This is a genomic window from Neolewinella litorea, from assembly GCF_004803465.1.
In the GTDB taxonomy this organism is placed as follows: Bacteria; Bacteroidota; Bacteroidia; order Chitinophagales; family Saprospiraceae; genus Neolewinella; species Neolewinella litorea.
In genome coordinates this window covers 739592-752287 of record NZ_SRSF01000001.1, presented here as the reverse complement: position 1 = coordinate 752287, position 12696 = coordinate 739592, and the positions used below count along the sequence as shown (strand labels likewise).

Sequence of the window (12696 nt, the reverse complement as noted above, 5' to 3'; positions counted from 1 at the left end):
GCCGCTTCTCCGGAGAGAAGCGGCTTTGTCTCGTTCGAGCGGATGACCAGGTTCGAACCGGCGACCTCAACCTTGGCAAGGTTGCGCTCTACCAACTGAGCTACATCCGCGTCTGCTGGCTGCTCAGCCATGCTTTATTTCTAAAGCGCTGCAAATATAGGCCGACCCGTGAAAGGTGTGCAAGCATTAGGCGGAAAACTTTGAAAAACTTGTCCGTCACGCGCTATAGCTGGTAGTGGAAGGTGGCCAGGAAATAGCGACCCAGCCCGTTGCTGATCGTCTCGGTGGTCACGAAGGCCTGGGCCTGGCGGTTGATCACGGTATTCTGGTTGAGGAGGTCTTCTCCGCCGAGCACGAAGTAGTGGCCAGCCTTCTTGAAGGGGCGCAATTCAACGCGCGCCCGGAGGTCGGGGATGTTGGTGGCACCGGCAAAGGATGCGGCTTCGAAGATCCGGTAGAGAAAACGCGTTTCCAACCGCCATTTTGGACTCACCTCCAGTTCGAACTGGGCCAGCAGATCGTGGGTCACCGTCACGATATCCACGCTTTCCTCGTCGTCGAAGCTGTTGACGTTCTGGGAGTAGGTGTACCCGGCCTTCAAAAAGGTCTTTTCGTTGAATTCGGTGGTCAGGTCACCGGAGGCGGAAAGATTTCGGGAGATGTTGGTGCGGGCCAACCCCTCCACAAAACCCTGTCCGCGGCTCCCGTTCGAGTTGGCGTTCAGCCGCAGTTCCCCGTTCATGAAGGCCATGCCGATGGTGGAGCCCACGTAGGCGTAGTTGTTCCAGGCGTGACTCACGTTAACCGTCTGGTAGATCTGCTGATTGGAGGTGAAGGTCAGGCTGTTGCCGAAGGCGTTATCGGTATAGCCACCCCCGAAGGAACCGTAGAAGTTCAGGGCCCGGAACTGGTCGTTAAACCAGAAATTGGCGCTCAGATTGTGGTTCACGGCGGGGTCCAGGTCGGGATTGCCCACCGTCACGCGGCCGGTAAGGCTGGGTCGGGCGATGGTTTGCAGCTGCTGTACTGAGGGCGTCTGTACGCGGCTGTTGTACCGGAAGCGGATGTTCGCCTTTCCGGCGTTGACGCGGTAGCCCAGGTTCGGCAGCAGGTAGGTGTAGTTTGAAAGCCGCGCGGTATCGCCCATGATCTGCAGGCTGTTTCTTTGGACGTCGAGTCCCGCCTGCAGGTTGTTGCGTTCGCCGTAGCGGTATATGAGTCCGGTACCGCCGCGCAGCGAAGTCCACCGGCGGGTGAGCAGATTAACGGTACTTTCCTCATCGAGCCGGAAGCGGTAATCACCCTCATCCTCGTCGAAGCCATAGCCCAGCTCGGTCTCGAGCCGAAGCTTCTCCGTAAGGGGTTCGGTATAGTTTACCTCCCCGTTCAAGTTCACTGAATTCGTGCGCCGGTTTTGCAACTGCAGGCCGTTCTGCAAACTGCCCGCGATGGCCAGGGAGCCCGATCCGTTTTCGTCCAGCCCCTCGGTAAGTACCTCCAGGTCAGTCTGGTTTTTGGCGTAAGAGCCCGAGGCATTGGCACCGAACGTGCGGCCCCGTTTGCCGCCAAGGCGGGTGTTGTAGCGCATGCCGACATTTCCCCCGGGCGACAGGCCGTCCGACAATTCCTCTACGGTGTACTCATCGCTGGGTACGTCATCGCTCGTCACCTCCGTTACGGCCAACCCCCGGTTCTCGTTGCCGGAAAAGTAGCCGGCTCCCTCCACGGTCAGACGGGAAATGGTATCCAACTCGTGCTCGTATTCGAAACTCACCCGGTGGGAATAGTTGGTCGAGGCGTCGCGTTGCGCGGAGCTGACCGTGCGGCGGTTGTTGGCGCGCGTAAAGGCCTGTCGTTCCACGACCAGCTGGGCCTGTTTCCGGTCGAAGAGGGTGTAGTCCATCGTCAGTTGCCCGTTCTCGCCCACCGTGCGCCCGAAGTTTACACCTGCCGCGATACTGCGGTTCTGGCCGGGCGTCTGTCCGCCGTCGTAGTAGGGTAGGGAGCCCTGCCCGCCCGTGGAATACCAGCTTCCCCGCCCGGAGCTGCGGTTGAAGTTCATGAGTTCATCCCCGGTGAAGCCCACGCGATTGACATTATTGATGGTGGCCAGTACGCCGATCTGGGTAGCGTCGCTGATGCGGAACAGCTTGCCCCCGGCATCGTACCGCTGGTCGTCGGTGCTGCCGGAAGTGCCCACGCCGCCGTACAGTTCACCGAATACCTTGGCTTTGAATTCCTCCTTCATTTCCAGGTTGACGGTGGTGTTTTCCTCTCCGTCGTCGATGCCGGTGATCTCCTCGTTGTCCGACTTCTGATCGAATACCTCGACGTTCTTCAGGGCTTTGGCGTCGAGATTTTGCGTCACCAGGGTAGAATTCCCGGCGAAGAAGGGCTTACCGTTGATCATCACCTCCTGCACCGGTTTGCCCCGCCAGGTCAGCTGGCCGTTGGCGTCGATGCTCATGCCGGGCAGCCGCCGCAACAGGTCCTCCACCTTGGCATTCTCACCTACCGCAAAGGCTTCGGCGTCGTAGAGCATGGTGTCCCCCTTCATCCGTATCGGGATCCGGTCGGCCGTCACCTCCACTCCGGTAAGTTGGAAGCCCGCCGGGTACATCCGCAGTTCGCCAAGTCCGAGGTACTGATCGGAAGCGGTAATCGTGAGGGGTTGATCCGGCCGCTCGAAGCCGAGAAAGGATACCCGCAGGATGTACTCCCCGGCCGGGACGTTCTGCATGATGAACACGCCCTTATTGTTGGTGGTACCGAAGGAAGTAAGCAGCGTGTCCGAAGTGCGCAGCAAAATGGCGTTGGCACCCGGCAGGGTGGTACCCGTAGTATCAACTACCGTTGCGCTGATCTCGGATTGGGCGTGCAAGCCGGCCGCCACGAAGCAGAGGCACAGGAGGGAAAGGATTTTCATAGTGGGGTGTTCTTGGGTAGTGTGATAGGGTTAATAGCGGCGTTCCCAGCCCCGCCGGCGGCGTTCCATCACCTCGCGGCGTTTTTCGGCTACCTCCTGGAACTTTTCTCGGGTGATGATGTCGCCGTCTTCGGGCTTTTTCAGTACCAGATCCGTAGGGTTGGGTTGCATGGTTTGCATGGTGTACTCGGTAAAGACGCCCTCGTTCTCCACCTTCAGGTATACGATCGCCCCGGGCAGGCCGCCGTATCCGCGCGGACCGATGCCCAGCGGAATGGATTCGGTGAAGTAGGCCGTCAGGGTATCTCCCTCGGGTGAGATGGCGTAGGCCACCTTGCTGGGTAGGGTATAGGCCATATTGGCGCGTTGGTTGGCCGGGATCTCCCACTCCGGTACCAACCAGCGGTCCTGCATGATGAAGGAGCGGTCCATGATCTGCCGCTTGTCGGTGACCGTGCTGTCGAGCAGACTGGTGTAGTATACGTCTGGGTTTTCGGTCCGTGAGCCCCACCACCCCCTGCGGCCTTCCGTCGGATTGTCTTTCTCGAGTTGCTGGTAGGAAAATGCATCCTGGTTGAAGGTCAGGCGCCCCGTCTGGTCAAAGGCACCCTCCGCTTTCATCTCCTCCATGCGTTTCTGTTGATCGATTGACATCCCGTCCCATACCGGAAATTCACGGTGCTCGCGGTAGTCGATCGTTCCGTGGGTGATCTGGGCGCGGGCGCGGGTGCCGTATACGGTGGCAAATGCAAAGAGGAGCAGGAGGAAACGAAGCATACGTAAAGTAGTGGTATCCCGTAAAATAGTTTGCAGGGCCAAATATCTCCGGCTGGGCGGACGTCATTTCTACCATTCTGCCCTGGGAGCGGATTACCGGGGTCTTTACATCTACGGTTCGCGCGTAGCGGATAAGCCTGCTTCCTATCGGTGCTGTCCACCAATACCTGAATCGGGTGGCGGGGGATCTTTCGGCTTTCACACGCCCAGGCCAGGGTGCCTGAACGACTTCTGCAGCGGGTAAGACCCGGAGAGACAACTAAAACCTAGCTTCGCATTGTTTACCTTCCGTGCCAAACCCCTACCCGATGACGCCTGAGGAAAGAAGTAGCCTGATCACGCGTGTGGATGCTGCCCTTAATGAGGTCCGCCCCCACCTGGCCATCGACGGCGGCAACATCGAAGTGGTGAACGTCAGCGACAGCCGAATCGTCGAGATCAAGTGGCTCGGTGCTTGCCACGGCTGCTCTATGACCGCCATGACCATGAAGGCAGGGGTCGAACAAGCCATTAAGAGTAAACTTCCCCAGATCAATGGGGTAGTGGCCGTTAATTAAAGCATCCCTTGCAGCTTTTTTACGATTCCGACCTTAGTGAAGGGGTGCATCACCTTGCCGAAGAAGAAGCCCGCCACGCCATTCGCGTGCTGCGCAAGCGGGTCGGCGACGAACTCGACCTGGTCGATGGTCGAGGCGGCTGGTACCGCGGCCGCGTACTGGAGATCAGCAAACGCGCATGTGTACTCGACGTCGTGCTGCTCCGCCGGGAACCCTACCGGACACCACATTCCCTGACGCTATTGGTCGCCCCGACGAAGAATATTGATCGCTTCGAGTGGGTCCTGGAAAAGGCTACGGAAATAGGCGTAGACCACATCCAGCCCATGATTACCGAACACTCCGAGCGCCAACGCCTGCGGGCCGACCGATTGGAGCGCGTCCTCCAATCCGCCATGAAGCAAAGTCTGCGAGCCTGGTTGCCCACGCTGGGAGATTTGGTCTCCTGGCAGGATGCCCTTGATGCTATTCCTGAAGGGGGAGACCGCTTCCTGGCCTACCTCGGGGAGGAGGAAGTCCCTTTGCTGTCCCACGCTCTGCGCCCCGGACGCGACACGGTCGTCGCGATCGGTCCCGAAGGGGGCTTCAGTCCGTCGGAAGCCGAAGCGGCACGCACCCGCGATTTTCGGTTCGTAAGTCTTGGGCCTCACCGGTTGCGTACCGAAACCGCGGCGCTTACTGCCGTACATACGATAGAATCCGCCAATTGGGGCATAATCCAGCCCCCCGGCTGATGCGTTACCCCTACATGCGAACCCTTGTCCTGCTGATTGCCCTGGCTTTTCTATCCTCTTCCGCTCCGGTCACCGAGAGCGGCGCCCGCCTGCAGTTGGCCCTGCTGAAGTACAATGGGGGCGGCGACTGGTACGCCAACCCAACCGCGCTGCCTAACCTGGCCGCGTTCTGCAACCGGGCGCTGGGGACCAATTTCGCGCTCGATTACGGTACGGTAGACGTAGGCAGTGCCGAGCTGTTTAACTATCCGTGGGTTCACATGACCGGTCACGGCAACGTGGTCTTTTCCTCCGCCGAGGCCGAAAACCTCCGGAACTACCTGATCGGCGGGGGCTTCCTGCACATCGACGATAATTACGGCATGGACCCCTACGTAAGGGTAGCTATGGAAAAGGTCTTTCCGGAACTCTCCTTCATCGAACTGCCGTTCGACCATCCCATATACCGTCAGACCTATACGTTTACGGGTGGCCTTCCCAAAATACACGAGCACGACGGGCAACCCGCGCAGGGCTTTGGCCTATTCTGGGAAGACCGGCTGGTGTGTTTTTACACCTTCAGTTCCGACCTGGGCGACGGTTGGGAGGACGAATCGGTCCACAACGACCCGCCCGAGGTACGGGCCGCCGCCCTGCAGATGGGGGCCAACGTAATTGAATTTGCTTTCAAGCAGTAGGACGATCCTCAGCGGGCATCCACCAGGTCGGTGAGGGCCTTTTCGTCGGAAAGCTCCTCGAGGAAATCATCCAGCCGCTCCAACATGAATTTCCGGCGACGGCGATCGAGTTCGGGGTAACTTTCAATCAGGCGCCGCATCTCCGCCTCCCGACTCAAAAACAATTTGGCGGCCGTAGTCAGTTCTGGGAGGGTTATGCCCCGACCCAGGAATTTGGGATGGTTCACGGAAAGGATCTCCATCGATTCGTGGGGCACCGCGTAGTGGGTGCCCACCAGGCCGCTGTAGTCAAAATCGTAGGGGATGGGTAGATAGGCCACTCCCTCGTCCGGGCGCAGGCATTCGACATTATGCCGGTTGTACACGCTCCAGTCCGTATTCAGAATCAGGTAATTGAACAGGCACATGCTGATGTATGTCTGCTTGTCAAGGGAACCTGTGCTCACGCGATCACTCTCTACGATACGTGCCTGGTACCGTTGCTCGAGTTGCTCCTCGCTTTCCACCAGAAAACCCTGTAGCGTATCGCCTTCGGAGTTGATAAGTCGAATGGGCACCGTACGGTGGTGAAAATCGCTGACCAGCGCGTACAGATCGTACATCAACTTCTCGCGCCGCAGGTAAGATTCACCCGTTGAGCTGTTGGTGCATTGCAACACCACTTTCAGATCATTGAGTGCGCTATAGCCAAGACCGGTCAGCATCTCCTTGTCAAGTTTGACCTTTAGAGAAGGCAAACGACAGACTTCCAGGCGCATATGGCCGCGGGTGCGTACCTCTCCCGGAAGGGTGTACCCGTTTACGGTGAGGGTCAGCGGTTGGTATTCTTTGTCCTTTTTCTTGCGGACGAGGGGCTTCCATTCGGTTGACAGGCTGATTACCGCCGTATCACCCTGGGTGTACAGGGCATCGAAGAGTGACGGTTGGGCCGTCAGCGCGGCCGAAAAGAGGAGTAGGAGAGTAGTGAGTCGCATGTCATTTAGTCGAACCCTTCAGTGGGATTCGCTTCCCACTGATGGTTCCCCTAAAATACGACCCATCTTCGATAATTAAAATCTCCCCGACACTGCCAAATTTGATGCTTGAGTCGACCGCGATCACCCGATTATCGAAGTAACTGCTCACGGCTGTGAAGCTGGTATGGCCGACCACGATACCTTTCGCATCGATCTTGCGCAGCACAAACTTCAGGTCCTGCTCCGAGAATCCTTCCCGGCTAAAGTAGCCCCGGTACCATAGGGGGCCCGTGCGGCCGTAAAGCAACTCAAGGCGGGCGCTCTTATCAGTTACGGAGGATAGGTCCTCGGCGTCAATGAGATAATCGCGGTAGAGCTGATTGATCTGGTCGATGCTGCGCACTTCCCGCACTACGCTTCGGCTCAGTCCACCGTGGATGAATACGATATCGTTAATTTCCACGGCCAAGGGCAGACTCCGCAGCCACCGCCCCAGGTAGGTGTTCGGTCCGTACAGGTCCTTGTAAAATTCCCCGATCAGTCCACTGGTGGTACGGTAGCGGGCATTAAGGTAGCGTTCGTCGCCCTCCAGGATCATTGTCTCATGGTTGCCCAGCAAGAAATGCACGCGGCCACCCGCCCGGTCGGCTTGCTGTTCGAGCTTGTAGACCAACCAAAGCAATTCGGTCACCTGGTCACCGCGGTCGAAAATGTCACCGACGATGACGAGGTGCCCGTCGCCGTACGCCCAGTTGGAGGCACTGTCGATGATGCCGTTGGCCCGCAGGAGTTCGCGACCGGTTTCAAATTGTCCGTGGATGTCGCTGATGGCCGCGACCTTGCTCACGCCGGAATAATGGGCGGTGGTTTCCGGAATAAAACTCCGGTCGGGGTCTACGTAACCCGGATCGAAGGAGGCAAACTCGGGAAGCGCCGCAAAATTATCGGGGCTAAAGACCACTTTCCCGGTCGTCCGCTCTTCGGTATCGGCCCAGTGGGCCACCAGAGAATCGCTCTCGTAAAAGAGGTAGGGTCCGTCGGGGGGGAGGGAATCCGCGGACACAGCCAGGAGGGATGAGAGGAGGAGCGGGAGCAAAAAGTTTAGTTGAGTTACATCAAAGTTAACCCCCCCACTTGACACTAGGTTGCCTGCCTTCTGTTAAGGGGCTACTAATCAGGCGCTGCCGCGGGTGCCGCACCCTGCCCCGGCCGCGGTGCAATTTTGGTGCGGCACCGGGCGTTCGCACACAATGACCAACGCTACTTTTCGCTTCCTCATCCTCTTGTTGCCGGCCGTCCTGCTTACCTCCTCACTGTCGGCTCAGGTAGGGTTGAGCGTCTTCCGCAACTTCAATCAGGCTACGCTTTCTTACGATAACGGACCTGCACTCGAGCATCCACTGGATTATGCAGATGGAACGGAAGTAGCCTTGAACTATTGGTTCAGGCTACCTAAGCAACGAATTGAATTTCTGCCAACTGTGTACTATGCCCTGAATGAAAGTACGCAGGATTGGAAAACTTACGGGTTTCAGTTCAAAACAAACATCTACGTCTTTGACCTGGCTACCGATTGCGACTGTCCGACCTTCGGCAAGCAAGGTCCGCAACTAGAGAAGGGATTTTTCCTGCAGGTAGCCCCCGGGATATCGCGCCACACGTTGGCCACCCTCGATGGCGCCTACTCTGGCAGTTCCACCACGGCGAGTCTGGCGGGCGGCATCGGTCTCGACTTCGGACTCAGCAATTTGCTGACCATTACGCCCCTTGCCGGCGTGCGATATCATTTTTCCGACTTCGACGGCGTCGATATCCCCGACGCGGAAGGGGGGGCGGCAACTTCCGAGAGCCGACTGCTGACCTACCAGCTGGGAATCCAGGCTACGTTTCGGTTGGACAAGCGTCGGTATTAGTCCTGGCCGGACGTCGTAATTCTCCAAAATAGCGATTTCAGATCGCGCAGTACCCTACGGTATCTTGTAGCGATATAGCCGCTCTCCATCAACGGAGGGCGGCTATTTACTATTCGCTATCTATGATCCGACCACTGAACCATTACAGCCGCAACGTTACCAACAACCCCGAACAGCCCGCCGCCCGGGCCATGCTCTACGGCATCGGTCTGACCGACGCAGACATGGACAAGGCACAGGTGGGTATCGTCAGCACGGGGTGGGAGGGCAATCCCTGCAACATGCACCTCAATGACCTGGCGCGGGAGGTCAAGTCCGGGGTCAACGCGGAGAATGATTTGCTGGGCCTGATTTACCATACGATCGGCGTCAGTGACGGAATGAGCATGGGTACCGACGGCATGCGCTATAGCCTGCCGAGCCGCGACGTGATCGCCGACAGTATTGAGACGGTGGCGGGCGCGCAGTGGTATGACGCCCTGGTAACCGTCGTAGGCTGCGACAAGAATATGCCCGGAGCCATGATAGCGCTTTGCCGGCTTAATCGGCCCGCCATTCTGGTGTACGGTGGCACCATCAGCCCCGGCTGCTATAAGGAGGAAAAGCTGGACGTCGTTTCCGCCTTCGAGGTGCTGGGCAAGTACCGCACCGGAGAAGTCAACCAAACCCAGTACGAAGGCGTGATCCGGCACGCCTGCCCCGGCTCCGGGGCCTGCGGGGGTATGTACACCGCAAACACCATGGCGACCGCTATCGAGGCTATGGGTATGGCCTTGCCCTACAACAGCAGTATCCCGGCAAATCACCCCGATAAACGGGCCGACACCGCCAGGGTGGGCGGCCATATGCTTGAACTGCTGCAGCGGGATATCAAGCCCTTGGACATCCTGACGCGCGAGTCTTTCGAGAATGCCATCGTCACGCTGACCGTACTTGGCGGCAGCACGAACGCCGTACTGCACCTGCTGGCCATTGCCCGCAGTGCCGGTATCAACATCACCATCGACGACTTCCAGCGTATCAGCGACCGCACGCCTTTCCTGGCTGACCTGAAGCCGAGCGGCAAGTACGTCATGGAGGATCTCTACTACGTCGGCGGCGTGCCAGCCGTGATGAAGGAACTGCTGAAACAAGGTATGCTGCACGGCGATTGCCTCACCGTGACCGGTAAAACGCTGGCCGAGAACCTCATCGAGGTGGAAAGCCTGCGCGAAGGCCAGCACATCATTCACCCTCTTGATCGTCCGGTCAAGGCCACCGGCCACCTCCAGATACTGTACGGCAATCTTGCCACGGAGGGCAGTGTGGCCAAGATCACCGGTAAGGAAGGAACGCATTTCATGGGTCCGGCCCGCGTCTTTGATTCCGAAGCCGCCGCCAATACCGCCATCCGTCAACGGCAGATCAAGGCGGGTGACGTGGTGGTGATCCGGTACTGTGGACCCAAGGGCGGGCCCGGAATGCCGGAAATGCTCAAACCCACCAGTGAAATCATGGGGCAGGGCCTGGGCAAACAGGTTGCCCTCATTACCGACGGCCGTTTCAGCGGAGGTACCCACGGCTTCGTGGTGGGTCACATCAGCCCCGAAGCCCAGGTCGGCGGCCCACTGGCATTGGTGGAGGAGGGAGACATCATCAACATTGACGCCGACACTAACGTCCTCAATGTGGAGGTAGACGAAGAAACCCTGCGGCGGCGCCGCGCCGCCTGGCGAGCCCCGGCGGAGAAAGCCACCTTCGGCGTGCTCCGCAAGTACGCCCGTTCCGTAAGTAGTGCATCAGAAGGCTGCGTAACCGATCGCTAGCCGAGTAAATTATTTTTCCATGGCCCAATTGTCCAAAACCCTGTCACCCACCCGGCAAAACGGGACCCCCCGTACCCAGCGCATTAGTGGGGCCCACGCACTGCTGCAGTGCCTCGTCAATGAGGGTGTAGACACCATCTTCGGGTACCCCGGCGGGGCCATTATGCCCGTTTACGACGCGCTGATCGATTTCGAAGACCAGATCACCCATATCCTGCCCCGCCACGAGCAGGGCGCCATCCACGCCGCTGAGGGCTACGCCCGTATCAAGCGCAGCACCGGCGTTTGCATGGCCACCTCCGGACCGGGGGCTACCAACCTGATTACCGGACTCTGCGATGCCCAACTCGATAGTCTTCCCATTGTCGCCATTACGGGTCAGGTACCAAGCTTTTTGCTGGGCAGCGACGCCTTTCAGGAAGTGGACGTGGTCAACAGCACCATTCCGGTCACCAAATGGAACTACCAGATCACCAAACCGGAAGAGATTGGTTGGGTATTCAAGAAAGCTTTTTTTATCGCCAACAGTGGTCGGCCCGGGCCGGTGGTGGTCGACATCACCAAGGACGCCCAGCTGGCCATGGTTGATTTCGCCTATCCGGAGGAACTGTCTATCCGCAGCTACGTACCGCACAACAAGCCCAAGGGACGTGAACTGAGGGCTGCCGCTGAGTTGATCAACGGTGCTTCGCGGCCCATGATCCTCGCCGGCCACGGTATACACATCGCCCACGCCCAGGAAATATTTCGCCAGTTCGTAGACCACACGGGCATCCCCGTAGGAGTAACCTGCCACGGTTTGTCGACGCTGCCGAATGATCATCCGCTCTTCACCGGGATGCTGGGCATGCACGGCAATTACGGCCCCAACTTTCTCCAGAACGAGGCCGATGTAGTCATCGCCATCGGGATGCGGTTTGACGATCGGGTAACGGGCCGGCTGGATCAATACCTTCCCGACGCCAAGGTGGTCCACATCGAAGTAGACCCCGCCGAACTTAACAAGAACGTCCGGGCCGTAGCCCCCGTCCTGGGCGACGCCCGCGAAGTGCTCGAACAGTTGCTCCCGCTGCTCGACGAAAAGACCTATCCCGATTGGGTGGCGCGTTTTCGCCAATGCGCGGAAATTGAACAGCAACGCGTCATCAGCGAAGCAATTAAGCCAACTACCGATGGCCAGATTCGTATGGGTCAGGTGATCCGCGAAGTCAGCCGGCAAACCGACGGTCGGGCCATTGTGGCCACCGACGTCGGCCAGCACCAGATGATGGCCGCCCGCTACTACGAATACAAGGGGCACGACCAGTGGGTCAGCTCCGGAGGCGCGGGTACCATGGGCTATGGTTTGCCAGCCGCGTTCGGAGCCAAATACGCCGACCCCTCCCGGGAAGTCGTGGCCTTCATCGGAGACGGTGGGTTCCAGATGACCCTGCAAGAGCTCGGTCTCTGCGCCCAGTGGAACGTCGGGGTAAAGATTGTCCTGCTTGACAACAATTACCTGGGCATGGTCCGCCAGTGGCAGGAATTGTTTCACAAGCGACGCTACAGCTCCGTGGAATTGCAGAATCCTGATTTCGTGACCATAGCCCGCGGCTTTGGCGTAGCGGGCCGTTCCGTAAAGGATCCGGCGGAGGTAAACGACGCGATCCGGGAAATGCTGGCCCACACCGGCCCGTACCTGCTACACCTCCATACGGTGAAGGAAGACAACGTTTTCCCGATGGTACCGAGCGGAAAATCCATCAGTGAGGTCATCCTCGGTCCTGAAGACCTGAATCCACAACGCTAATGTCCCTTCTCCTCAATCCCCGCCGCATGAAGCGTTCCTTCACCATCACGGTATTCACTGAAGATCAGACCGGCTTGCTGTCCCGCGTAGTCGGCATCTTTAACCGCCGCAACCTGAATATCAGCAGCCTGACCACCAGCGCGAGCAGCGACGAGTCCATCCACCGCTTCACCATCGTAGTCGAAGTCACGGAGGAGATGGTCATTAAATTGGTAGCCCAATTGGACAAGCAGGTCGACGTCCTCAAAGCCTTTTACTACGAGGACAAGGACATCGTCTACCAGGAAATAGCCCTCTACAAGGTCCCGATCGAGGTATTCAACAACGGCAACGAGGTGGAGATGCTCATACGGCGCCACAACGCCCGGGTCCTCCTTATCGAACCGGAATACGTCGTCATAGAAAAGACCGGCCACGAATACGAAACCGAGGCCCTGCTGACGGAACTTCGGCAGGTAGGCCTCTATGAATTCGTTCGCTCTGGCCGCGTGGCTATCGTAAAGCCCATGGAGCGACTGAACAGTTACCTGCAGGAAATCGAGGCCGGCGTAGGAAACTGAAA

Annotated in this window: 11 protein-coding genes and 1 tRNA gene; 7 read left to right on the top strand and 5 right to left on the bottom strand. The window is 58.5% G+C overall.

The features are described from left to right. Positions 1-37: 37 nt before the first annotated feature. From E4021_RS03190 to E4021_RS03180, 3 genes are all read right to left on the bottom strand, one after another. Positions 38-110 (bottom strand) — tRNA-Gly (locus E4021_RS03190). A gap of 113 nt (positions 111-223) precedes the next feature. Further along, positions 224-2926: an outer membrane beta-barrel protein gene (locus E4021_RS03185; protein WP_136456457.1), complete on the bottom strand. Its 2703-nt coding sequence runs from the start codon at positions 2924-2926 to the stop codon at positions 224-226. 30 nt (positions 2927-2956) lie between these two features. Further along, positions 2957-3703: a GLPGLI family protein gene (locus E4021_RS03180; protein WP_136456456.1), complete on the bottom strand. Its 747-nt coding sequence runs from the start codon at positions 3701-3703 to the stop codon at positions 2957-2959. A 308-nt stretch (positions 3704-4011) separates the two neighbouring features. On the opposite strand from E4021_RS03180, the gene E4021_RS03175 reads away from it, so the two are divergent. Genes E4021_RS03175 through E4021_RS03165 form a run of 3 tightly spaced genes read left to right on the top strand, consistent with a single transcriptional unit; the run spans position 4012 to position 5671 of the window. Continuing rightward, positions 4012-4260: a NifU family protein gene (locus E4021_RS03175; protein ID WP_136456455.1), complete on the top strand. Its 249-nt coding sequence runs from the start codon at positions 4012-4014 to the stop codon at positions 4258-4260. Positions 4261-4268: 8 nt separating this feature from the next. Continuing rightward, positions 4269-4994: an RsmE family RNA methyltransferase gene (locus tag E4021_RS03170; protein ID WP_136456454.1), complete on the top strand. Its 726-nt coding sequence runs from the start codon at positions 4269-4271 to the stop codon at positions 4992-4994. A gap of 14 nt (positions 4995-5008) precedes the next feature. Continuing rightward, the gene (locus E4021_RS03165; protein ID WP_136456453.1) at positions 5009-5671 is read left to right on the top strand and encodes a DUF4159 domain-containing protein; all 663 of its coding nucleotides are present in this window, start codon (positions 5009-5011) and stop codon (positions 5669-5671) included. Positions 5672-5679: 8 nt separating this feature from the next. Here the strand turns inward: E4021_RS03165 and E4021_RS03160 are convergent, their stop codons facing one another. Continuing rightward, on the bottom strand, positions 5680-6645 hold the full coding sequence (locus E4021_RS03160; RefSeq protein WP_136456452.1) for a hypothetical protein: 966 nt from the start codon (positions 6643-6645) through the stop codon (positions 5680-5682). 1 nt (position 6646) lies between these two features. Beyond that, complete coding sequence (locus E4021_RS03155) at positions 6647-7723, bottom strand: metallophosphoesterase (protein ID WP_168797445.1); 1077 nt, start codon at positions 7721-7723, stop codon at positions 6647-6649. 154 nt (positions 7724-7877) lie between these two features. Between E4021_RS03155 and E4021_RS03150 the strand changes: the two genes are divergently transcribed. The 4 genes from E4021_RS03150 (at position 7878) to ilvN (ending at position 12694) form a co-directional block, all read left to right on the top strand. Then, on the top strand, positions 7878-8540 hold the full coding sequence (locus E4021_RS03150; RefSeq protein ID WP_136456450.1) for an autotransporter domain-containing protein: 663 nt from the start codon (positions 7878-7880) through the stop codon (positions 8538-8540). Between the two features lie 122 nt (positions 8541-8662). After that, positions 8663-10345 carry a dihydroxy-acid dehydratase gene (gene ilvD, locus E4021_RS03145; RefSeq protein ID WP_136456449.1) on the top strand — a complete coding sequence of 561 codons (1683 nt, stop codon included), beginning with the start codon at positions 8663-8665 and terminating at the stop codon, positions 10343-10345. 19 nt (positions 10346-10364) lie between these two features. Next, entirely contained in the window at positions 10365-12134 is a 1770-nt protein-coding gene (gene ilvB / locus E4021_RS03140) for a biosynthetic-type acetolactate synthase large subunit (protein ID WP_136456448.1), read from the top strand. Continuing rightward, positions 12134-12694, top strand: a complete 561-nt coding sequence (gene ilvN / locus E4021_RS03135; protein ID WP_246050207.1) for an acetolactate synthase small subunit — start codon at positions 12134-12136, stop codon at positions 12692-12694. The genes ilvB and ilvN overlap by 1 nt, the downstream gene beginning before the upstream one ends. Positions 12695-12696: the final 2 nt, after the last annotated feature.